We start from the raw sequence: 22,673 nt of genomic DNA, 5'->3' as shown, positions 1-22,673 counted from the left end.
TATATACTCCTATTAAGTAAAGAAATTATCAGGTATACCGATTGTTATAATATCTTACGTTCTTTGCCCACAGATTTAATATGTAATTCTCCTGTTTCCGGGTAAAACTCTATGGTTCTACCATAGTTTGCACCCGTATCCTCTGCCATGATACGTATACCCAGTTGTTTAAGCTTTATCTTGGTTGCTTCCACATTACGCTCACCAATTCGCATCATCTCACTATTACTGCCAAAGGCAAACATCTGAGCTCCCCCTGCTATTTTGGCTATGAGTGAATTACTGTTCGCACCGATGTCACACATTTTTTTAATTAACAAGTCTATTCCGGTATCAGCAAATTTAGCTTTATTCTCATTGTTTATTATTTTTGTACTATCAGGCAGCATAACATGTACTAACCCGGCAATCTTTTTGCGGGGATCATATAATACAATACCGACGCATGATCCAAGACCTAAAGTTGTTATAGCATCCGGGGTAACACATATGTTTAAGTCTGCCATTCCGACCTTTATCATATTGTCCATTTATTCACCTATAACCCCAAAGATGATAGTATTGCTCCATAAGATTCCAAGGTTGGAATCAGGATAAAATAACCGTTAACAGCCTTTATATCATCACCAAATTCTGTTTCAATTAAAAGAGCCTTATCACCGATTTTACCAAACTCAATTGCAGGAACACTTAAAATAGCCCCTGACATATCAATGGACATATATGGTACACTTGATGTGATCAGCATATTGGTTAAGGACGATAAGGAAGATAAATATGCGCCTGCAATGATATTACCAATCTCATTTAAGGCCGACAATTCCATGTCCGAAAAATCTGTTGTCTGGCTATCAGTTGTAGTACCCATTAGCAGGTTAACCAAGTGTCTGGCTGCTGATAGATCCATCATAAACATCATCATGCCATCAATTTGACCTTCTAAGGTAAATAAAATACCAACCACAATATTTTCTGCCCCTCCAACAATGTCGGAAAGCTCTTTAAATTCCAGTAGATCTACCTTGGGTACTTTCATATCAATTTTCGAATTAATCATCTGTGAAAGTGCCGTGGTTGCATTCCCAGCACCAATATTACCGATCTCTCGCAATACATCAAACTGCATATTATCTATTTGGTTTAAATTAATGTGAGACACCACATACACCTCTCATTCTATCTCGTACATAATTATCATAATATCCTTTACCTGCTCTATAGGATGATTTATCTTAGTCCTGCATTACAATATAGGTGTAATCGGGTTACACCTATGCTGATAAGATAAATCAGATTAGATCATATGCACAGGTATTAATTTTACGATGTACCCTTATTCTTTTTCTTACTTGCTTCCTTTTCTAATACAATACCTGGAATATTCAGCAAGTTAATCAGTTCATTTCCATATTTACCAACACCGGCACTCAAAGAGGCTTTTTCGTCCTTCTCATCATAATTCAGCATTTCCACATCTGAACTTTCTAAGGTTATTACCTCTTTTACCTCATCTACGATAATTCCGACCGGGGCCGCCGAAGGTTCCGGTTTTACAATAATGATACGGGATACAGAGGTAAATATATCTGATCCAAGCTCTAATTTTTTTCTAAGGCTCATGACAGGTATTACTTCACCTCTTAAATTAATAACTCCCAAGAAATAACTTTGTGCCTTTGGCACTCTGGTTATATTTTGCATAACAATGATATTTTCGATATATTTAATTTCAATACCATACTGCTCAGTTCCAAGATTAACAATAATATATTGTTTTGTTTCTGTCGCTTCCATATCCGCACCTCCTATACTAATGAATTGACATCAAGAATAAGTGCGACCTCGCCGTTACCAAGAATGGTTGCACCACTGACAATTTTATGGTTCTTGATATATTTACCAATTGATTTGATAACGATCTCCTGTTGCCCAATCAATTCATCTACCACCATACCTGCTAGTTTCTCACCTTTTTTAACTATAACGACAAGAAGTTCATCCGGTGCATTCTCTTTTTCTTCACAATCGAGAATATTACCTAACCTTACAATCGGAACCACGTTTCCTCTAAGGTTGATAACCTCTTTTCCCTGTACTTTCTTGATTTCTGAAGTTGCTACATTCTCAACTGTTTGGATACTTCCAAGAGGAAGTGCATATTTTTCAGAACCGATAATAACCATAAGGGATTGAATAATAGCCAGCGTTAATGGAAGTCTTATAATAAAGTTAGAACCTTCGCCTAATTTTGTCTTAGCTTCAATCTCACCACCTAGAGCTTCTATCTTCGTCTTAACCACATCAAGGCCAACACCTCTACCGGATACATCCGTTACCTGTTCAGCCGTTGAAAAGCTAGGTTGGAACAGAATATCAATAATATCCTTATCCGTCATTCTCTGTGCCGCATCTTCCGTAATGGCGCCTCTCTCAATGGCTTTCTTTTTAATCTTCTCAACATTAATTCCGCCGCCGTCATCTCTTACCTCTATCATAACATTGTTTCCATCCTGATATGCATCAAGGAAGATAGAACCAACCGGATTCTTACCCGCTCTCTCTCGTTCTTCATTGCTCTCAAGTCCATGGTCCGCCGCATTACGTAATAAATGCATTAAAGGATCACCGATTTCATCAATAACCGTACGGTCAAGCTCAGTTTCTTCACCGGTCATAAATAACTCCATATCCTTATTTAATTTCTTGGATAAGTCTCTAATCATTCTGGGGAATCTGTTTACAACGCTCTCAATCGGAACCATTCTAACCTTCATAACCGATTCATGAAGATTCGTCGTCACTCTTTCCAGATACTCAATCTGGTCATGGAAACCGTTCTCTTGCTGTTTTTCTCCATCACTACCAAGGGAGATTAGACTATTCTTAGCTATAATCAACTCACTTACCAGATTCATAAGTACATCCAGTTTTTCAATATCAACACGAACGGAGCGGTTCGCTACCGGTTTCGTCGTTTGTTTTGCAGCCGGTGCATTCCCTGCCTTAAGGGATCCTGGATCTTTCACTGTCTTCGGTTGTGACTGTAACGCCTCATCCTGTTTCACCGCAGCGGTATAGGCTTCCTGATCCGCATCAGAAAGTTTTATATAGTCCGCAACTACTTCTTTTACCTCTGAAACCCTCATAGCTAATTGACTTAATTTTTCAGGGCTTTCTTTCGTTATGATAAAAGCAGAGTAGTCAAAATCATATTTTTCATCCTCTAAATCCTGTGCTGTAGGATACAACTTAATGATTTCACCATGCTCCTCAAGAGAGCGATTCACCATATAAGCTCTTGCACCTTTTAAAACACAGTATTCCTGTATGTATACCGTAAGTCCGACCACATTAAGTCCGAGCATTCCGGCCTTTGCTATCGCCTTCTTTTCATGTTCCTCAATTTTTATGTTCAAATATTTATGTTTCCCATGATCAACAGGAACTTCCTGAACTGAAACCTTAGGATTAGAAGCAACCGCTTCTTTGGTTCCTTCTGCATTACCCATGCCGGCTTTCATAAAATCATCCAAGGCATTCAAAATATCTTGATAGTCTTCTGTTCCTTCATTCGCTTCATTCTGAATATTACTTAGGTATGTTTCCAGGGCATCCAGACCCTTAAATAATATATCTACCAGTTGCGAAGTCACCTTCATCTTTCCGCCACGAACTTCTGAGAATACATTTTCCATATCATGCGTTAACCGTTGCATTCTCTTATAACCCATGGTTCCGGCCATACCTTTAAGAGAATGTGCGGCACGGAAGATTTCATTAATCGTACCTTCATTCTCTGGTTCTTTTTCCAATATTAATAACTGCTCATTCAAATTTTGTAAATGTTCTTTTGTTTCTTCAATAAATATCTCAAGGTATTGACTTACGTCCATTCTAGCGCACCCCCACGTTCTTTATGATGGCATCAGAAACATCTTTTAATGTAACCTCTTCATGCACTAATCCGGCATCTTTTATTACTTTTGGCATTCCATAAACAATACTGGATTCTTCGTTCTGTGCAATCACATAAATTTTTTTCTTCGAGTTTAATTGTCTTATTCCTTCTGTTCCATCCCCGCCCATCCCCGTAAGGACAACACAGGTTATTTGTTCAAAATCCGATTTTACCAAGGATTCATACATAATATCGGCACAAGGTAATAATCCATGTCTGGGAATTCCCTTATAAACCGAAAGACGATAGCTACCATCTTCTTGTTTGATCAGTTCCATATGATTGCCGCCCTTCGCTATATAAACCGTACCTTTTTCAAGTATCTCATTATCCTCAGCTTCTTTTACATGCATTGGGCTTAAATCATTGAGACGGTCTGCTAAAGATTTGGTAAATCCTCCTGGCATATGCTGTACAATCAGTACACTGGCGTCAAGGTTCTGTGGTAAATTAGGAACCACACTATGAAGTGCTTTCGGCCCTCCGGTAGAACAGGCAATGGCTACTAATTTCTTCATCTCCTGCGTCTTTTGCTCCGATTTTATTCTGCGGGCAGGTTCCCTTACCGGCATAAGCTTGTCTTTTTTCACTGCTAATAGCTCAGGTGTTGCTTTCGTATCAGCTTTCTCTTTCGCCGGTTTTGGGCCTTTCTTCATTTCAGCCTTAATTTCAGCTCTTGTTTCTACCTTCGTTGCAACTGCAAGGGCTTTTAATATTTTGTCTGAAAAAAGATTACTTTTCACATCATTATAGCTTTCCGGCTTTGTTACAAAATCAAAAGCTCCCAGTTCAAGCGCCAGGATAGTCTCTTTCTCATCCTTTTTCGCGATGGTACTTACTATAATGATGGTAGCTTTAATATTTTGTTGTTTTAGTACTGACAAAAATTCGATACCGTTCATTCTTGGCATATTAATATCAAGTAATATGGCATCTACTTCTTTTGCCTTTGAAAACATGATGCTAAGAGCATCCAAACCGTTTTTAGCTAAATCAAAAACTTGAAACCTATCGTCTGATTCTATTATATCAGAAAGAACCCTTCTCATAAGTGCAGAGTCATCAACAATCAAAATATTTTTCTTCATTTTACGTTTCTGCCTTTCTAAATTCGATAAAATTCAAGTTTATTATCTGAGTTGTATCTATAATTCATGGTTTTTATTCTAAACCTTTCCATTCTTCCTTCTTTTTCTGTCTTGTTCAAATATGTACTTAATCAGATCTTCTCTGTCATTTTTTCCGATATTTACAAATTCTGCCCTATGTTCATATTTACCTAAGCGGTTTAATAGCTTACCGGAATAAATGATATCCGCACCAATTACAAGTTTTTTCATTTCATTACCCAGTATAAAATCAAGTTTTATTTTTACTCGGTCACCGGGATCGTGCATATAATCGGAATTAAATCTGCATCCTCCCCCACTTAAATCGATGATTGAGGCTTTTTCCCACTGTTGATCCATCTGAGCCAATTTTCTTCTTATCTCTGCTCTTTCTTCGGTGGTTTTATAATTCCCAAGGCTAAGTAGGGTTGTAAAAGAGATTTCCTTTGGCGTAATAACTCGATATAAAATCTCATGAATACATTCCAGACGATAATATTGTCTTCTTTGGAACTTCTCTAAATCTGAGCTTAATTTTAAAGCTGCTATTACTGCATTGTTTTCGCGGTAGCTGCTTATCATTTCAGCACTGCATTGATACAAACCCTTCCCTGTATAAAAGCATAGACTGTATTTTTCTCCCACCTCAAGGAAAACCATATGTCCATTTAAGAGTGGCATAGCTATACTTATTATGTCGTCTTCAACAAAATCCAGCAACTGGCTCACACAGGTCACGTTGTTTTTCAATTTACCTGTATGATCCAGATGCTTAACATCTATTTTATCTCCTATCGATACAATATCGCGCAGCATATCATCCCTCCTGCAGGATTAAAAAAATCACATATAATTCATAATAAGATTAGGTTAGCACAAGCAGATGTTAACAAATCACATACCATATTTATATACAGACCGTAAGAAATATCAATATACAGTATAACGTTTTTTAAAATACTTATGAAACATTAATAATTATAACATAATATAACACAAATTTCTACATTTTACTTTTTTAGACTATTTTGTATTATAATCACTTTTTATGTTTTTCCACTGCCTTATTATACAATAAATCATGTTTATTTGATTTTAACTTAATAATACTTTATTTCATAAAAAACTTATTTACTTGCTGTTTTTTATATATTATCTTTATTTTCATTTCTAAACTTATTGTTTTATCTACTGCTTATTTTATTGCTTTTTATTGATTATATTTATTACTTACTCTATTGTTTATTTATAGGTCTTATTTATAGTTTTATTTATTGCTTTTTACTATTCTTAATCCTTGATCGCAACAAATTCGAAAACAATTGAGCAATCCCCTTCTTCTCTCCGATAGCTTCAGGTTCATTTTCACACAGAATATCTGCAAATCCTTCGATTGTTTTGGTAAAGGATGAATTCGGATATAGCTCAATAGCAGGCTTCTGACGCATGACTGCCTTGGATACGGAATTATCATGGGGTAGGGATCCCAGATACATCATATTTATATTTAAAAATTTATTGACTACAAGGTTTAATTTATCATAAAGTTCTTTTCCTTCTTCATAGCTGCCAATTCGATTCGCAACCATCTTAATTACAGTATCCTGCAAGGAAAAGTCAGTTTTTCGATTCAACGTTTTTAAAAGCGCATAAGCGTCTGTGATCGAGGTTGGTTCCGGCGTTGCAATTAAAAGCACTTCCGAGCTGGCTGCTACAAACTCTAATACAGTGTCCGCAATTCCTGCACCGGTATCGATGATAATAATATCTGCTTTTTCGTCTAACTCAACCAACTTCTGAATTAAATAAATAATTTGATCCCTAGTTAAGCTGGTTAATTCCTGTATTCCTGATCCACCTGATATGAAACCTATATTATCTGGTCCATTTGTAATAATGTCTGTCAGACTTTTTCCCCGAAACATAAGATCTGCCAGATTATACTTGGGTCGAATTCCCAACATAACCTCGATATTAGCCAGACCAAAATCAGCATCTAGGATAACAACTCTTTTACCAAGTCTGCTCAGGGCCATGGCGAGATTAACCGCTATGCTGGATTTACCCACTCCACCTTTACCGCTTGTAACCGTTATCACTCTCGCAATATTTCTAGGGGTTTTTTCCTGTTCTTTTACTAATTTTCTTAATTTTTCTGCCTGATCCATGTCTATTGCCCCCTTAATAATTGCTTCGCAATGCTTTGTGCATCAATCCGTGATATATCATCCGGTACATTCTGCCCAAAGGTTGCATAGGATAGAGGTGCTTGTGTCAACATACGAATATTAAATAAATTCCCGATGCTACTGGTTTCATCAAGCTTTGTGAAAATAAGATTATAGTTCATGATTTCCGAATATACTTCTGTAATCTTTACCAAATCCCGATATTTTGTTGTAGCACTTAAAACAAGATATATTTCTCTTTCTGTCTCCGGAATCATATGAATTAATGCCTCAATGTCATCTCTTTGATCTTTATTCCGATGACATCGTCCGGCTGTGTCAACGAATACAATGTCATACTCAGAAAACTCTTCTTGGGCTTCTTTCATCTCATCCCCGGTATAAATCACTTTAAGCGGAATACCAAGTATATTGGCATAGGTGCGCAACTGTTCCACGGCTGCAATACGGTAAGTATCTGCCGTTAGAAATGCAACCTTTGATTTCTCTTCCACTTTATATTTTGAAGCGATTTTTGCTATCGTTGTGGTCTTTCCCACACCGGTAGGACCGATAAAGAATACAAACTTTGGCCGTTTACCGGATAGATCAATGGTCTTGGGCTGTCCCAATTTAAGAACAATTTTTTGATAAATACTTCCCAATATATTATCCATAGAAGCATCTTTCTTTAAGGTTCCTTCAATTTCACTAATGATTTGGTTGGCGTATTTTTCCTCAACTTCATTGGATATCAGTTGATTATAGATTAATTGAATGCATGCCAGATTTTTGTTGTTTTCAGCTGCTTTCCCATCCGTCTTATCCTCGGTTGTCTTTTCATTAATCTGCTTTTCTAATAAGCTTTGAAGATTATTTAATTTCTGTTCAATAGCAGATGGTTCGGAGGAGTCCTCCAATATTGTTTTTATACCGATTGGCTCCTTGGGTTCATCATATATGATGTCCGGAAGGATTGTTTTAAGAGGAGGCTTTACCGGTGTTGTCTTAGGCTTTTCATTTTTGTAAGTAATATTATCATCTACGGCAGCCGTAATCTCTACCAAAGGCTTACGAAACAATTTATAGATACCCTTGGGAGATATGGTTTTAATGTTCATAACAATAGCATCCTTACCAAGTTCTTCTTTGGCAAGCATGATTGCTTCTGTTTCTGTATTCGCTTGAAACTTTTTAATAATCATTAAACGGTCACCATCCCTACTGACTGTAATTCAACATTATTATCTATCTCATTGTATGATACCACAATTAAGTCCTTAAAGTAATCCTGTGTCAACCTCTTAAAGTACATTCGAACAATTGGGGAGGTTATGATAATCGGATTTTTACCCAGTTCTTCCAGCTTTTGCACCTCTGCCTGAACAGACTCAATAATCTCTTTGGTTACACCGGGATCAAGGGAAAGATACGCGCCCTGTTCTGTTTGTTTGACCGAGTTCATAATCTCCTGCTCTACCTTCGGGTCAAGCGTTACCACACTGGTCATTTCACCTGAAGGGAAATACTTCCCTGAAATCGCTCTTTTTAAGCTTTGTCTCGCATACTCCGTCAACACATCGGTGTCCCTTGTTGTAGGTGCATAATCGGCCAGAGTCTCAAAGATGGATACCAAATCTCTAATTGAAATACCTTCACTGAGAAGATTTTGCAATACCTTCTGTATTTCACCAATGTTAAGTAACTTAGGTACCAGTTCAGAAATAAGTGTCTGGTTTGCTTCTTGTATATTATTAACAAGATTTTGAACATCCTGTCTGGTAAGCAATTCATGAATATGACTTCGGATTACTTCTGTTAAATGGGTAGCTATAATCGATGGTGGATCTACTACCGTATAACCTAAAGATTCCGCCCGCTCTCTCTGGCTTTCTGTAATCCAAATAGCCGGTAAATGGAAGGAAGGTTCAAACGTAGGTATTCCGGTGATCTCTTCTTCCACATAGCCGGGATTCATTGCCATATAATGGTCAAATAATATCTCACCTTCGCTAACCTGAATGCCCTTGATTTTTATGATATATTGGTTCGGGTTTAGTTGAATGTTATCTCTTAAACGAATCATCGGAACGACACAGCCTAACTCTAAGGCAATCTGTCTTCGAATTAATACAACACGGTCAAGCAAATCTCCTCCCTGATTTGCATCGGCAAGAGGAATAATTCCATAACCAAATTCCAGCTCAATCGGGTCAACCTGAAGCAGAGAAACCACATTCTCCGGCTTTCTGATTTCATTGGCAGAAGCCTCTTCTAAAGAAACCTCATTTTCAATCTCGGTAACCTCAAGCTTAGCAGCAATTGCCCTTCCGGAAATAATAAATATAATACCGTAAGCAGAGAACAAAACTACATTTAAAGGGGTAACAACCCCAAGAAATATCATGCTTCCACCAACCATATATAATACCTTGGGAATGGAAAATAACTGCCTGACAAGCAGATCTCCCAGATCCGCTTCCTTGGAAACCTTCGTAACCAAAACACCGGTTGCCAGGGATATCATGAGGGAAGGAATTTGGCTTACAAGACCATCACCAATGGTAAGTACAGCAAAATGCTGAAAGGCTTCTCCTGCCGACTGTCCTAAATACATAACACCCATGATGGTACCGCCGGCCATATTAATAATAGTAATGATAAGACCTGCGATTGCATCACCCTTAACATACTTGGTAGCACCGTCCATGGACCCGAAGAAGGCCGCTTCTTCCTGTATTTTTTCTCTTCTTCTCTTGGCTTCTACGTCATTGATGGCACCGGTATTTAAATCCGCATCAATCGCCATCTGTTTACCTGGCATCGCATCCAAGGTAAATCTTGCCGTTACTTCCGAAACTCGTTCAGATCCCTTATTAATTACCAGGAACTGCACTAAAATCAAAATAATAAATATAATTAAACCGATGACCAGATTCCCATTACCGGCAACAAAGCTACCGAAGGTTCTAACAACATTACCGGGATCACCGGTGGTTAATATTAATTTTGTACTGGATACATTTAATGAAATCCTGAAAATGGTAGTAAACAACAGTATGGTAGGGAAGGCCGACATATTTAGAACTTCCTTACTAAACATCGCATTAAACAATACAACCATAGCCACTGAAATATTTAATGCCAGAAAAATATCCAGAAGTGTGGAATTCATCGGTACGATTAAAAATATAATAGCGATTATTAAAAATAAACCGATTCCAAAATCCGCCTTCTTCATACTAACTCATTCTCCTTAAGAAACATCTCAATCTATTATAAAATTCAAAAAATCAAATCTAGTAATCACGTTCATAATCCATAATAACTTGTATTTATAAGTTAAATATCCACAATATTTAATAAACGATATGATAATCCTCTATACTACGTGAAAATCATCTTTAACATTTACCGCATTTGCATGATGTTGGTAATAATTTTTAAGCAGAACTGAAGTCTTGTTCAAAAAGAACTAAAGTTCTTTAAGACCAGGCCAACCGAGGGTGATAATGCTTTGTTAAGACTCGTGACGTCATCACATTACTCAGACAAAAATGCTGTTCCAATGGCCAGGATTTTTGTTGTCTCTGAGGCTTATAAAAAGCATCCGAGGTAAAAGCAAGTTAAAAATTATTAACAACATCATGTAAATGTGCATAACCTAAAAGTTCAAACTTTAAATCTTGTTCTTCAACCCATATACATATGCCAGTACTTCCGCCGTCATCTGATAAAGTTCCGGCGGTATCTCAGCTCCTATTTCCACATTGTAGTAAAGCATTCTGGCAAGTGGTTTGTTTTCTACAATTTCAATCCCATGTTCTTTCGCTGTTTCTTTTATCTTCTGTGCCAGATAATCCGCTCCCTTAGCGATCAGTATCGGCGCATCGGCTGTTTCCTTATCATATTTGACAGCGGCTGCAAAATGAGTCGGGTTCGTAATAACAACATCGGCCTGCGGTAAGGCCTGCATCATTCTTCTTTGGGAAACCTCCCTCATCTTCGACCGGATTTTGCTTTTGATTTGAGGATCACCTTCCGAGTTTTTAAACTCATCCTTAACTTCCTGTTTTGTCATCCTCATGTCTTTTTTAAATTTCATCTTTTGATATATAAAATCTGCTAAGCCAATAATTAAAAATAATAGGCTTATCTTAAGACCCAGGTCAATTACCATCTTTCCAATCAACATAATCGCCTGTTCCAAATTAATATCGTATAAGATAACCAGAGTTTTCCATTCATCCTTTAAGGTATCATAGCAAATATAGGCTATAACCAGTATCTTTAACAATTCCATCACAAGGGTTACCGCTTTGTCTACAGAAAAAATCTTCTTAAATCCACTAATCGGATTTAATTTACTAAACTTCGGTTTTAATGTCTTACCTGAAATCTTCCATTTTACCTGCATTAATGTCACAACGAATGCAACAACAAGTCCGGATAAAAATATCGGTAGGCATATCATTAAAATTGACATAATAGCATCATACAAAAGTCCCTGAGATACAGCTGTATTAAATTCCTCACCGGCAACTTTATCAATGTTTTGATAGGAACTGTGAAAAGCCTCAATAAATCTGTCACTTATATAGCCCATAAAGGCTTTTAAGACTAAAAACAACGTAATCAAAGCCGTTGCTGTAATTAACTCTGTACTTCGTGCAACCTGCCCTTCCAATCTGGCATCGTTTAACTTTTTTGTGGTTGCCTCTTCTGTTTTTTCTCCACCGTTGCCTTCTTTCGCAAAGAATTGAAGGCGATAAGGAAGAATATGGGAGATTTGTCTATGCGATGAATTGGGAAAATATATCTCCTGTCTATTATCAAAAACTTCCTCTCGCATAGCCTTTTCCTCCTTAAACCAGCATTTCTATGGCGGCTTTAAACATTTGCACCATCTCATTAAATATAAAATCTGCAACGCTTGGTATAAGACCTATGATTAAAGCCAGAACAATCAGACCGATGAATACCTTAAGCTGCAAACCTATTACAAACATGTTCATCTGAGGTGCAACCTTCGCAAGGATTCCCAGAATTGTATTTACTATTAGAATAGCTGCAAATACCGGGAGGACGATACGAAAACCAATTACGAAATAATCTACAATAAAACGGATCATTATCTGATAAATATTCAGATTTAATGTAGCATTACCTAATGATATAACTTGAAATGAATCAACAATACCTTTTAGAAAGTAATGATGAAGATTCGTTATCATCATCATTAAAAGCACCAGATAACCATATAAATTCGATGATATTGTCGTTTGTATATTCGTGACAGGATCCAGTTGATTCACCATAGAAAATCCGATTTCCATATCGATCATCTGGCCGGCAAAAGCCAATATATGATATGCAATATTTGCAAAGAAACCCATAATAGCTCCTGCAATTGCTTCCTTTATAACTAAAGTTGAATACCCAATAACTCCAATATATTGTGGTGTTTCATACGATGCGGCAAAAAAAAGAATAATCGCCAGAAATATTGACAGTCCTGTTTTCACTCGTATCGGAACGTTTTTTAACGAAAAAAAAGGAGCCGTATAAAAAAATGCGGTAATCCTCACAAGTATTAAAAAATATATTTCAAAATCTGCTATTGTAAATGTCATAAGGCATTAATGTAGTAACTGAAATTCGAAAACAACTCAACCATAAACTCCCTAAGTGAAGTAAGAATCCAGTTACCAAAAAGCATCATAACGACAAAAACCGCAACTAATTTCGGAACAAATGTGAGGGTTTGCTCCTGTATAGATGTAACTGTTTGCAAAACACTGAGAACCAATCCTACCACTAAGGAGGTAATCAGCATAGGAGCTGCGACTTTTAACATCAAATAGACTGCTTGTTTTGCAATATCAATTACGATTATCTCATTCACTAAACTCATCTCCCGTTAATAAAACGTCTTAACTAATTCACCCACAATTAAATTCCAACCATCCGCCATAACAAATAATAGAATTTTAAACGGCATAGCAATCATGGTAGGCGGTAACATCATCATACCCATTGACATCAGTGTGGATGCTACAACCATATCGATAATGATAAAAGGTATGTATATAAGAAAGCCAATAATAAACGCCTTACGTAACTCACTGATGATAAAAGAAGGTATAATTACGGTTAATGGAATCTCATCCACTGATTGTATCTCGGATATACCCGCTATATCTGCAAATAACCGCAAATCCTTGATTTCAACCTGTTCCAGCATAAAAGTCCTAATCGGACCTGTTCCTGCATCAAAGGCCTCCTCCTGAGAAATCTCTCCCCTGGAAAGAGGCTGTATTGCTTCAGTATTAATTCTTGTAAAAACCGGAGACATAATAAAAAATGTCAAAAAAAGTGCTAAACCAATCATAACCTGATTTGGTGGGGTTGTCTGCGTTCCTAACGCTGCTCTTACGAAATGAAGTACAATAATAATTCTGGTAAACGACGTTACCATTATTAAAATGGATGGTGCTAAGCTTATTACTGTAAGTACCATTAGCATCTGAAGAGTTGCCGACAAGCTTTCCCCGTCTTCATCCGTATTTAACGTAAATTCTAACGGTCCCAATGCTCCCCTAACATTATTACCGTCGTTTGCTGGTTCATCTGCAGTGATCGTATCCTCCACGGTAGCCGCAGATGCGTGAGGAACATTAAAACTGAAAAAGGCTGTACCAAAAATCATCAATAACAATATGATTCCTACCGTCTTTTTCTTAAAGCGTGCTCTTGCCCATTTCCCCATGGATACCAACCTTTACTCTTTCTTATTCTTAAGCTTATCGAAAACCTGCTTAAAAGTCTGTCTCTCTACAGTATTAACCTCATGAGTGATTACCTCGGACTCATCAAGCTCCGTAATATACTGAATCGTATCTTTCCCTATCGCGATTAAAAGATATTTCGAACCAACCTTAATAATCTGCAGCATCTTATTTTGATTAACGCGATAGGTATCAATCACTTGAAAATTGCTGTTTTTTAACTGTCCAAGCTTCATCTTACCAATGAATTTGGATGTATAATAAGCGGCAGCGAGGATAAATATTAATAGTAAAACCAAGCCAACAAATTGCAATATATTATCAACGGTGCTATACTGCACCGGAACAGCTTCCTGGATCTCTTCATTAAGACCTTTGACAATTTCATCTTTTTTTGTACTACTTTGCAATATGACTATAGTTTTAAAATTCATTCTAATTATCAACCTACTGCTTTCTTAACAGCTTCCAATACTCTGTCAGCCTGGAAGGGCTTAACAATAAAATCTTTTGCACCTGATTGAATTGATTCAATAACCATTGCCTGTTGACCCATCGCAGAACACATAATTACATTCGCACTGGGATCCATGGCTTTAATCTTTTTTAACGCCTGAATACCATCCATCTCAGGCATGGTAATATCCATCATAACCAAGTCAGGCTTTGTTTCTGTATATTTATCGATTGCCTTTAAACCATTCTCTGCCTCACCTGCGATGTTATAGCCGTTTTTTACCAGGATATCCTTAATCATCATTCTCATAAACGCTGCGTCATCACAAATCAAAATATTCTTCGCCATTTTAATTCTCCTATCTTATTGTGTAGTTTAGTGAATTTAATTTATTGTTTTAGTTTTGTAATTTCAGTTACCCTGATACCAAATGCTTCTTCCATTACTACTACTTCACCTTTTGCAACAAATTTACCATTAACCAAAACATCAATTGGTTCACCTGCAAGTCGGTTTAATTCAATAATTGTACCGGGTGAGAAATCCAAGATTTCTTTTATGGATTTACTGGTCCGGCCCAGTTCCACGGTCACTTCCAGCGGAACATCCATTAATAAATCTATATTCTCCGGTTGGACCACACCGTTCATCATGGGAGCAAACTGTGCAAACTGTACCGGTTGAACATTTACATCCTGCATGGGTGGCATCATATAAGGCATTCCTGCCTGCATCGGTGTTCCCTGCGCCGGATAAGGCATATTGTAAGGATTATATCCCTGCGGCTGTTGTTGCATCTGCGGCTGTTGAACCGGATTCGGTTGTGACTGCATCTGCCCAGCTGCCTGCCCTGTGTTACTCGGGGGTGGTGCTGATTGTCGTTTTGCCTCTTTCGGAGTTTCACTGATCGGAACATCCGGATCCATGGATGTGGCTTGTACAAACTGCTTGTACAGATCCCTGGCAAAATCAAAGGGATATAACTGCATCAATACGCTGTCTACCAAATCTCCGATTTCCATACGGAAGGAAACTCGTACAAACGACCCTTTAAGGAAATCGGCTATATTCTCTCCATTCATACTTTCATCTAGATCTACCACAGAAGATCTCGGTGGGCTGATATCAACCCGTTTTTCCAACATGGAGGAAATTGAAGTGGCAGCTGAACCCATCATCTGGTTCATTGCCTCGCTGATTGCACTAAGGTGTAGTTCTGTCAACTCACCATTAATGTTTGTTCCATCACCGCCCATCATTAGGTCAGTTATAATTTTTACGTCTTTTTCTCTTAAAATTAATATATTGTTGCCATCCAAACCATCTTGATAATAGATCTGTATAAAAACACATGGCTTGTCATAGCTATTAACAATATCTTTCCAAGTGGCATACTCCACAACCGGGGTTGTAATTACAACTCTCTGATTTACCAAGGAAAACAGTGTTGTCGCTGCCGTTCCCATACTGATATTCGATATTTCGCCTATCGCATCTTTTTCAGCATCAGTCAGTTGTTCATTGTTGGAGTCACTGACATCCCCATCATCAGAACCAATGCCATTAAGCAAAGCATTTATCTCTTCTTGGGATAGCATTCCATCCATAGTCTGTTACTCCTCTCCTCTAATGATTGATGAAATTTTTACCGCATAGGAACCTGAGGAAGAACCCGGAAGTGCGGTGAATTTATTTAAATTACCGACATAAACGGTTAATTCATCTTCAACTTTTGTGTTTAATCTGATTATGTCGCCCTTTTGCATGTTTACAAAATCATTGACTGATATTGAACTTTTTCCCAGTACGGCCCGAATTGGAATTCTAGCCTTAGCAATTGCTACTTCAATGACATCCTGATATGACCTGTCATCACTCATCTGCATCGTTGAATACCAATACTTTGTATTCAATTTATCAATTACTTTTTCAAGACAGACATACGGAAGACAGATATTCATCATTCCTTCAATGTTTCCTATCTTGATATTTAATGTAATAATCGAAATCATCTCACTGGGTGATATAATCTGAGCAAATTGTGAGTTTGTTTCTATTCGCATTAGTCTTGGTTGTAATTGTATTACATTTGCCCAAGGTTCCCGCAAAAGATTGGTACAAACAGTAAAAATACGCTCGATTATGGATAACTCAATTTCTGAAAAATCCCTGATTTTCTCCAATGGATATCCCCCGCCTCCCAGCATCCGGTCAACGATGGCATACCCCAGATTATCGGCAAGCTCTATTATGATATTTCCTTCCAAAGGGGAAAAATCAATTACTCCCAGCAATACCGGATTGGACAGGGCATTGGTAAATTCGGAATATGTAACAGCCTCCGAGTTAATCACTTCCACCTGGACATTCTTTCGAAGATATGCCGGAAGATTGGTAGACAATAATCTGGCATAATGTTCGAATATAATATTCATCGTCCTAAGATGTTCTTTGGAGAATTTGGATGGTCTGGCAAAATCATAATTCTTAACATGTTTCTCACTCGTTTGCTGAAACTCATCCGCATCAAGCTCTCCACTACTGATGGCCGCCAGCAGATTATCTATCTCATTTTGGGATAAGACATCGCCCATTGTCATTACCTCCTAGCATTCTACACCCATAATAACACAAAATCCGAATAAAATCATCATAATTATTATTCCAATATTAAATTTCCGAAAGATACATTAATAATAAAGTCGGATTCGAAATATTCCTGTATTCTTGCTAAAATTCGATCTTTGATTGCATTTTTATTGGCATCTACTTCATCTATTGTATATTTCGTAAATTCATCTCTTATCATCTCTTTAATAATGGTTTCATTTTCCTGAATTAAAGGTTGTAATGTTACAGTATCCTTATGCTTTTTGTTAATTGATAAAGCTACATAAAGAATTGCATAATGATTTTTACTGTCGCTCTTTTTCAAATTAATTGTAAGTTTCTCCTCAATATCATATGTCTCAATATCCGATACGGAGATTTGAGCTTGATCCGCATCGGGAGATTCCAGTTCCAGATCTATAATCTGAGCCACTTTACTAACCAAATTATTGGTTTTATTTGATGTCGGTACGATTACAAAAATAATAACTGCTGACAAAACAACATTAATTAAAGCCATCGCAAGAATAATAATCGTAAGAATATTTTTTTTCATCATTCTCCTCATTTCTTCGCTGTTTTTGCATTATAGGTTTGTAGTTCCAGCGCCTATTTACCACTCAGCTCATTAAATATTTTAATTTCAATTCTTCTATTCTTAGCTCTCCCCTCAGCAGTCGCATTGCTGGTTAAAGGATCATACTCTCCCCTGCCGGAATATTTTATCTTTGCAGGGTTTAAATTTTTATTCTCTATCAAAAATTCCGCTGCATTCAAAGCTCTGGCTGAAGATAACCAATTATTATCCTTATAAGTAGAACTGTTCATAGGAACATTATCCGTATGACCTTCGATTTCAATGGCAAATCCCTCAAATTTCTGAAGTACATCTCCAATCCTTGATAAAATCGGTTGTGCATCCTCCTTGATCTCTGCGTTACCTGAATCATACAAAATATTACCCTTTAAGGATAGTTGCACAAATTGATACTCGGGATCAATGCTAAGCTCTACATAATCCCCCAGATTATATTCCGTCGTCAGCTCTGCCAATTGGTCATACATTTGCTCGGATACTTTCTCCATCTCAGCTTCTATCTTTTCCATGGCCTGATTAAGAGTTTCTATATTTTCTTGTTCCTCTTCCGTGTCCTCCTGTGAGGTCGGATCATATTCACCCGGTGTTTCAGTCTCAGTCTGTCGATTATCCTCACCCATATTGGAATAATACTCATCTAAATTATTCAGTTGTGTCATGCCGTCCGATACCAGCTGACCTTCACCAATTGCTGTCTTACCTCCATCAAATATTCCGAAGGTATTAGCCAAAGATATGGATATTTGTTCAAATTTCTCTGCATCAATCGTGGACATAGCAAAAAGCAACACAAAGAAACAAAGTAAAAGGTTCATTAAGTCAGCAAAGGTATTTAACCAAGGTGCATTACCCCCTGACGATGTCTCCTGCTTCTTCTTTCTAGCCAATATCTTCACCGCCTTGTTCACTCATCGCTGCCCTACGGGACGGTGATAGGAAGGATTTTAATTTTTCTTCAATAACTCTTGGATTCTCTCCCGCTTGAATGGATAACAGACCTTCCACCATTACTTCTTTAATCATAATTTCCTTCGTATTGTTCGCTTTTAATTTTGTTGCTATGGGAATACAAATCCAGTTAGCCAAAACAGAACCATATAACGTTGTAATAAGGGCAACCGCCATACTGGGACCGATTGTTGTCGGATCATCCAAGCCCTGAAGCATGTTAATCAGACCAATTAGAGTACCAATCATACCCCACGCAGGTCCCATAGCTCCCAAAGAATCCCAAAAACTGACTGTACTGGCATGTCTGGTTTCAATACAATTAAGTTCCGTCTCCAGAATACTTCTGACCAGTTCTGGGTCAGTTCCATCAACGATTAATAATACACCTTTTTTTAAAAATTCATCATCAATACCATTGGCTGCTTCTTCCAATGCTAAAAGTCCTTCTTTTCTGGCCACATTGGACAGCTCTATAATGGATCGAATGGTATCCTCCTCATTAGATGGAATCTCTTTCAAAACCAGAGAAAAACTTTTCAAGTTATTAACATAACCCTTTAGGCTGGGTGCCATGATCAGTATACTTGCAAATGCTCCGCCTAAGGTAATAAACGCCGATGTAGGATCAACAAAATCAACAAGTGCGGCAACACCTTTATCCCCTGTTATAATACCGAAGATTACCATCACAATACATAAAACCAGTCCTATTATGGATGCCTTATCCAAAATTGCCACCTTCCATCCTTGCAAAATTCAATGTATTAAGTTTGCATCCCTGCAAACTATGTAGCTGTACAGATAGTCTACAATTCTCTACAAGAAACTTCTTTTTTGTATAATATTACAAGATTTTTGACCTCTTGTCTACTTTCTTTTATAATTAATTTCTTACCGGAAGTTAACGTAACCACAGTATCGGGAGATTCTTCAACCCGTTCTATTAACTCAGCATTGATTAATATTTTTCTGTCATTCAGACTTGTTACTTCTATCATAACAATCTCCATTCTGGCCGATACACCGCGCATTTGGGTTTCAGCACTAGCAAAACGAGTTCATTCGCATTCACTTCATACTACCAACAGCAAATAATAAAAATCGTTTCTATTTCTTATTGGATGAGCGGCAGGTTAAACTGCCACCCATCCTTAATGTGTTAGACAATCATCCTAAGGAAATATAAATTATCTCTTAAGATTTATCAGTTCTTCCAGTAAGGTATCCGATGTGGTAATAATTCTTGAATTCGCCTGGAAACCTCTCTGGGTTGTAATCATATCCGTAAACTGAGCGGATAAATCCACATTAGACATCTCTAAGACACCCGTTGTTAAGCTTCCGCCTCCCTGGGTCGGATCCTGACCAATTCCATCAAAATCCCCGGAGTTTTGCGTTGCAGCAAACATACTGTTACCTACTGCTTCTAAACCGGCCGGATTGGAGAAGGTTGCCACTGCAATCTGTCCCAGTAATTTACTGTCTCCGTTGTCATATTTACCATAGATTTTACCGGAAGCATCGATACTGACACCGGTCATATTACCCACCTGTTTACCTGCTCCAATTCCCTCAAGACTTCCTTTCGTAGCTTCCAGGGAAGAAGAACCACTGGTTGAGTACATGGTAATACTGGAAAAATCAATATTAATTGGTGAAAAAGGATTCGGACTTGCATCGATTGCAAACGACAAGCTGTTACCGGGAGTTGCACCGTCACCAACACTTACAAAGGCACCGGTTGAACCATTAAAATTAATAATGGATGCATCCGTAGTATCAATCGTTACAGAGCCGTCTTCTTCAACTTCTACCTGATACTCTACATCACCAAAAGTAAAGGAATCTATTGAAGTTTCTTCATATGTCACATCACCGGTTTCTTCATCTACTATTTTATTCACAAAGATGGATTGACCGTCCGCATCCTTGATATCGGTGATAGCAACGTTATAAAGGTTAGTAGCATCCTGGGACTGCCATATCTTCATGTCTGCGGTATAGCTGTGTCCCATATTATCAAAGAATGTTATATTTACCATCTTACCGGTTTCACTGGCAACCTGTGTGTCTTTACTGTCAATGTTACCGGATATGTATACTTCCGTGGTAGCTTCCGGATCCGCGTAAAGATTCTCCGGAGCCATGATATTTAATGGAGATACTGCCTTAGCTTCTGCCTTGGTAGGATCGTTAGGATCCACCTGCCAGCCCATAACCGATGCTCCGGAAGGTGTACATAAGGTACCAAAAGAATCCACATTAAAGGACCCAGCCTTTGTAAAATAATTCGTACCGCCGCTGTTAACGATAAAGAAGCTATCTCCCTCAATCATAACATCGAAGGGATTATCCGTTCTTTGGGAAGCACCTGGGGTGGTAACCGCCGATGTAATTGACGCCACATTGGAGCCAAGACCGATCTGCATCGCATTTCTTCCGGTCGTTCCGGTTGCCGGATTGGGGCCGGATGCTCCTTGGGTCGTCTGATAGAAGACATCTGAAAAGGTTACGCTACTGGATTTAAAACCTATTGTATTAACGTTTGAAATATTATTACCTATTACGTCCATCTTTGTCTGGTGTACCTTCAAACCTGAAACACCAGAAAACAATGATCTCATCATAACTTGTGACCTCCTAATTGTGCCTTGTAATTTATCGCATCCAATCTGTCATTCATGGATGCCAAGCCTCCATAAGGTCCGGCTTTACATGATTACGGCACCGTCGATATTGGTAAAAACCTTATCTTCACCGTCGTTTACGGCTGTAATAACCGTATTGTTTTTAATGTTAACGATAAAGGCCAGATCATCTACCATTACTAATGATTCGTTAATTCCCTTCTCGCCGGCTTTTTTTGTTCCAATCTCAAGCCTTTTGAATTGGTCATCGGTCAAATCGATGTTGCGGCTGGCCAAACGCTCATTCGCATGTTTGGAGAATTTTAGTTCACCGCTTTCACCGGCTGCCTGTTTTTCTTTCAGTATTTCACTAAACGGGATACCGGAAAGCTGTTTCACCGCAGATTTGTTAATCTTACCGGGATTCAACCGATCTGTCATTTGCTCAATGGAAGGAAATTGATTTACAGGAATGTTCATAATGATCTCCCTCATTCTTACAAATAAATTAATCTGCTTGTTTCATTACATTTTAGCATGATACGTAAAAATCAGACGTTCGTTTCCGCTGTAGTATCCTCTTGATTATCTACTGGATCAGAATTCGTATTATCTTCTACGGTATCTGTCTCATCTGTATCTCCCTCTTCTTCACCGGGTTCCACTGTCGAGTTTTTCACCTGGAGACTTACTTTATCTTTTACGGTAGTAAACAGTGGATCGTTAAATACGACTGTCACCTTATAAATACCATTGGGTGCATTTTCAAAAGCAGATTTATCAATCGTAATCGTGTTACCGGATAAATGTATCAAAGAGGAATCCAGTAATGTGGTATCCACCATAATCGCCACATCATCTGCTACTGTCTCACCTTCGCCCATATTCACAGTGAAACTTACGTCCTGTGGCTCCTCAGCATCATAGTCAAGCGTTATCGGATCCTTAATTCCCGGAAGTCCTTTTTCAATGATGTAAGTATCATCGATCACGCTATCCAGCTGTTCAATCGGATACAGATTGCCGTCTATGGACATCTGCGCCTTACCACCGGACATATTGACAAAATCAACCCGGCCGCTGATATAGGATGTGTTACCGGTTTTGCTTTCAGTCTTAACGATAACATTCTTTCCTACCAGACCAAATGCCTGTGTATTTGTTGAAATTGCTCCAAGGTTTTGGATTTGCTCTAACTGCGAGAAGGTAGCCAGCTGTGCAATGAATTCCGTATCGGTATTTGGCTTTAGAGGATCCTGATATTTCATCTGGGTCACCAACAGTTGAAGAAATGCATCCTTACCTAATTCATTTTTTGATGCTTTTTCATTCGCCGCTGTCTTCGTCTGCTCCAATACACCATCCGTAACGGACTTAATCAAATCACTCATTTTTTATCTCCTTTCC

Annotated in this window: 24 protein-coding genes; all 24 read right to left on the bottom strand. The window is 38.0% G+C overall.

Features of this window, described 5'->3' with window-relative positions; all coding sequences use genetic code 11:
- Positions 1-44: 44 nt before the first annotated feature.
- The gene (locus tag I5677_RS13995; RefSeq protein WP_197662258.1) at positions 45-530 is read right to left on the bottom strand and encodes a chemotaxis protein CheD; all 486 of its coding nucleotides are present in this window, start codon (positions 528-530) and stop codon (positions 45-47) included.
- An 8-nt stretch (positions 531-538) separates the two neighbouring features.
- A complete protein-coding gene (locus I5677_RS13990) occupies positions 539-1,126 on the bottom strand; it encodes a chemotaxis protein CheC (protein ID WP_206762712.1) in 588 nt (195 codons plus the stop codon).
- Positions 1,127-1,320: 194 nt separating this feature from the next.
- A complete protein-coding gene (locus I5677_RS13985; protein ID WP_197662256.1) occupies positions 1,321-1,794 on the bottom strand; it encodes a chemotaxis protein CheW in 474 nt (157 codons plus the stop codon).
- An 11-nt stretch (positions 1,795-1,805) separates the two neighbouring features.
- Positions 1,806-3,893 carry a chemotaxis protein CheA gene (locus I5677_RS13980; protein ID WP_197662255.1) on the bottom strand — a complete coding sequence of 696 codons (2,088 nt, stop codon included), beginning with the start codon at positions 3,891-3,893 and terminating at the stop codon, positions 1,806-1,808.
- Between the two features lies 1 nt (position 3,894).
- Complete coding sequence (gene cheB / locus I5677_RS13975; protein ID WP_197662254.1) at positions 3,895-5,046, bottom strand: chemotaxis-specific protein-glutamate methyltransferase CheB; 1,152 nt, start codon at positions 5,044-5,046, stop codon at positions 3,895-3,897.
- Between the two features lie 78 nt (positions 5,047-5,124).
- Positions 5,125-5,883, bottom strand: coding sequence for a flagellar brake protein (locus I5677_RS13970; RefSeq protein ID WP_197662253.1), 759 nt, complete (start codon positions 5,881-5,883; stop codon positions 5,125-5,127).
- A 455-nt stretch (positions 5,884-6,338) separates the two neighbouring features.
- On the bottom strand, positions 6,339-7,235 hold the full coding sequence (locus tag I5677_RS13965; RefSeq protein WP_197662252.1) for a MinD/ParA family protein: 897 nt from the start codon (positions 7,233-7,235) through the stop codon (positions 6,339-6,341).
- 2 nt (positions 7,236-7,237) lie between these two features.
- Positions 7,238-8,440, bottom strand: coding sequence for a flagellar biosynthesis protein FlhF (gene flhF / locus I5677_RS13960; protein WP_197662251.1), 1,203 nt, complete (start codon positions 8,438-8,440; stop codon positions 7,238-7,240).
- The gene (gene flhA / locus I5677_RS13955; protein ID WP_197662250.1) at positions 8,440-10,476 is read right to left on the bottom strand and encodes a flagellar biosynthesis protein FlhA; all 2,037 of its coding nucleotides are present in this window, start codon (positions 10,474-10,476) and stop codon (positions 8,440-8,442) included. Before flhA ends, flhF begins: the two co-directional genes overlap by 1 nt.
- Positions 10,477-10,914: 438 nt before the next feature.
- The gene (gene flhB / locus I5677_RS13950) at positions 10,915-12,087 is read right to left on the bottom strand and encodes a flagellar biosynthesis protein FlhB (RefSeq protein ID WP_197662249.1); all 1,173 of its coding nucleotides are present in this window, start codon (positions 12,085-12,087) and stop codon (positions 10,915-10,917) included.
- A gap of 13 nt (positions 12,088-12,100) precedes the next feature.
- Complete coding sequence (fliR, locus tag I5677_RS13945; RefSeq protein WP_197662248.1) at positions 12,101-12,868, bottom strand: flagellar biosynthetic protein FliR; 768 nt, start codon at positions 12,866-12,868, stop codon at positions 12,101-12,103.
- Entirely contained in the window at positions 12,865-13,140 is a 276-nt protein-coding gene (fliQ, locus tag I5677_RS13940) for a flagellar biosynthesis protein FliQ (RefSeq protein WP_197662247.1), read from the bottom strand. The genes fliR and fliQ overlap by 4 nt, the downstream gene beginning before the upstream one ends.
- A 15-nt stretch (positions 13,141-13,155) precedes the next feature.
- Positions 13,156-14,004: a flagellar type III secretion system pore protein FliP gene (gene fliP / locus I5677_RS13935; RefSeq protein WP_243456610.1), complete on the bottom strand. Its 849-nt coding sequence runs from the start codon at positions 14,002-14,004 to the stop codon at positions 13,156-13,158.
- Between the two features lie 12 nt (positions 14,005-14,016).
- Positions 14,017-14,457 carry a flagellar biosynthetic protein FliO gene (locus I5677_RS13930; protein ID WP_197662246.1) on the bottom strand — a complete coding sequence of 147 codons (441 nt, stop codon included), beginning with the start codon at positions 14,455-14,457 and terminating at the stop codon, positions 14,017-14,019.
- 8 nt (positions 14,458-14,465) lie between these two features.
- Positions 14,466-14,828, bottom strand: coding sequence for a response regulator (locus I5677_RS13925; protein ID WP_197662245.1), 363 nt, complete (start codon positions 14,826-14,828; stop codon positions 14,466-14,468).
- 41 nt (positions 14,829-14,869) lie between these two features.
- Entirely contained in the window at positions 14,870-16,087 is a 1,218-nt protein-coding gene (fliY, locus tag I5677_RS13920; RefSeq protein WP_197662244.1) for a flagellar motor switch phosphatase FliY, read from the bottom strand.
- A 6-nt stretch (positions 16,088-16,093) separates the two neighbouring features.
- Positions 16,094-17,074, bottom strand: coding sequence for a flagellar motor switch protein FliM (gene fliM, locus I5677_RS13915; protein ID WP_197662243.1), 981 nt, complete (start codon positions 17,072-17,074; stop codon positions 16,094-16,096).
- Between the two features lie 65 nt (positions 17,075-17,139).
- Positions 17,140-17,646 (bottom strand): flagellar basal body-associated FliL family protein, encoded by a 507-nt coding sequence (locus tag I5677_RS13910; RefSeq protein ID WP_197662242.1) that lies wholly within the window; start codon positions 17,644-17,646, stop codon positions 17,140-17,142.
- Between the two features lie 53 nt (positions 17,647-17,699).
- Positions 17,700-18,584 carry a flagellar motor protein MotB gene (locus I5677_RS13905; RefSeq protein ID WP_334298805.1) on the bottom strand — a complete coding sequence of 295 codons (885 nt, stop codon included), beginning with the start codon at positions 18,582-18,584 and terminating at the stop codon, positions 17,700-17,702.
- A complete protein-coding gene (locus I5677_RS13900; protein ID WP_197662240.1) occupies positions 18,568-19,368 on the bottom strand; it encodes a motility protein A in 801 nt (266 codons plus the stop codon). The genes I5677_RS13905 and I5677_RS13900 overlap by 17 nt, the downstream gene beginning before the upstream one ends.
- 77 nt (positions 19,369-19,445) lie before the next feature.
- Positions 19,446-19,649 carry a flagellar FlbD family protein gene (locus I5677_RS13895; RefSeq protein ID WP_330617932.1) on the bottom strand — a complete coding sequence of 68 codons (204 nt, stop codon included), beginning with the start codon at positions 19,647-19,649 and terminating at the stop codon, positions 19,446-19,448.
- Between the two features lie 177 nt (positions 19,650-19,826).
- Complete coding sequence (locus tag I5677_RS13890; protein WP_197662239.1) at positions 19,827-21,266, bottom strand: flagellar hook protein FlgE; 1,440 nt, start codon at positions 21,264-21,266, stop codon at positions 19,827-19,829.
- A gap of 84 nt (positions 21,267-21,350) precedes the next feature.
- Positions 21,351-21,746 carry a TIGR02530 family flagellar biosynthesis protein gene (locus I5677_RS13885; RefSeq protein ID WP_197662238.1) on the bottom strand — a complete coding sequence of 132 codons (396 nt, stop codon included), beginning with the start codon at positions 21,744-21,746 and terminating at the stop codon, positions 21,351-21,353.
- Between the two features lie 71 nt (positions 21,747-21,817).
- Entirely contained in the window at positions 21,818-22,657 is an 840-nt protein-coding gene (locus tag I5677_RS13880; RefSeq protein WP_197662237.1) for a flagellar hook capping FlgD N-terminal domain-containing protein, read from the bottom strand.
- Positions 22,658-22,673 lie beyond the last annotated feature (16 nt).

It is taken from the genome of Mobilitalea sibirica (assembly GCF_015999265.1).
Taxonomy (GTDB): Bacteria; Bacillota; Clostridia; order Lachnospirales; family Lachnospiraceae; genus Mobilitalea; species Mobilitalea sibirica.
Note: the sequence above shows the minus strand (reverse complement) of the source record. Positions and strands in the feature narration are given on the sequence as shown.

Bases quoted from the DNA above. Each gene is read 5' to 3' on its own strand.
- flhF (WP_197662251.1), bottom strand. From the start codon at position 8,440: ATGATTATTAAAAAGTTTCAAGCGAATACAGAAACAGAAGCAATCATG.
- cheB (WP_197662254.1), bottom strand. From the start codon at position 5,046: ATGAAGAAAAATATTTTGATTGTTGATGACTCTGCACTTATGAGAAGG.
- fliY (WP_197662244.1), bottom strand. From the start codon at position 16,087: ATGGATGGAATGCTATCCCAAGAAGAGATAAATGCTTTGCTTAATGGC.
- I5677_RS13980 (WP_197662255.1), bottom strand. From the start codon at position 3,893: ATGGACGTAAGTCAATACCTTGAGATATTTATTGAAGAAACAAAAGAA.
- fliP (WP_243456610.1), bottom strand. From the start codon at position 14,004: ATGGGGAAATGGGCAAGAGCACGCTTTAAGAAAAAGACGGTAGGAATC.
- I5677_RS13965 (WP_197662252.1), bottom strand. From the start codon at position 7,235: ATGGATCAGGCAGAAAAATTAAGAAAATTAGTAAAAGAACAGGAAAAA.
- flhA (WP_197662250.1), bottom strand. From the start codon at position 10,476: ATGAAGAAGGCGGATTTTGGAATCGGTTTATTTTTAATAATCGCTATT.
- I5677_RS13885 (WP_197662238.1), bottom strand. From the start codon at position 21,746: ATGAACATTCCTGTAAATCAATTTCCTTCCATTGAGCAAATGACAGAT.
- fliM (WP_197662243.1), bottom strand. From the start codon at position 17,074: ATGGGCGATGTCTTATCCCAAAATGAGATAGATAATCTGCTGGCGGCC.
- I5677_RS13990 (WP_206762712.1), bottom strand. From the start codon at position 1,126: ATGCAGTTTGATGTATTGCGAGAGATCGGTAATATTGGTGCTGGGAAT.
- I5677_RS13995 (WP_197662258.1), bottom strand. From the start codon at position 530: ATGGACAATATGATAAAGGTCGGAATGGCAGACTTAAACATATGTGTT.
- I5677_RS13880 (WP_197662237.1), bottom strand. From the start codon at position 22,657: ATGAGTGATTTGATTAAGTCCGTTACGGATGGTGTATTGGAGCAGACG.
- fliR (WP_197662248.1), bottom strand. From the start codon at position 12,868: ATGACATTTACAATAGCAGATTTTGAAATATATTTTTTAATACTTGTG.
- I5677_RS13985 (WP_197662256.1), bottom strand. From the start codon at position 1,794: ATGGAAGCGACAGAAACAAAACAATATATTATTGTTAATCTTGGAACT.
- I5677_RS13895 (WP_330617932.1), bottom strand. From the start codon at position 19,649: ATGGAGATTGTTATGATAGAAGTAACAAGTCTGAATGACAGAAAAATA.
- flhB (WP_197662249.1), bottom strand. From the start codon at position 12,087: ATGCGAGAGGAAGTTTTTGATAATAGACAGGAGATATATTTTCCCAAT.
- I5677_RS13925 (WP_197662245.1), bottom strand. From the start codon at position 14,828: ATGGCGAAGAATATTTTGATTTGTGATGACGCAGCGTTTATGAGAATG.
- I5677_RS13930 (WP_197662246.1), bottom strand. From the start codon at position 14,457: ATGAATTTTAAAACTATAGTCATATTGCAAAGTAGTACAAAAAAAGAT.
- I5677_RS13910 (WP_197662242.1), bottom strand. From the start codon at position 17,646: ATGAAAAAAAATATTCTTACGATTATTATTCTTGCGATGGCTTTAATT.
- I5677_RS13890 (WP_197662239.1), bottom strand. From the start codon at position 21,266: ATGATGAGATCATTGTTTTCTGGTGTTTCAGGTTTGAAGGTACACCAG.
- I5677_RS13970 (WP_197662253.1), bottom strand. From the start codon at position 5,883: ATGCTGCGCGATATTGTATCGATAGGAGATAAAATAGATGTTAAGCAT.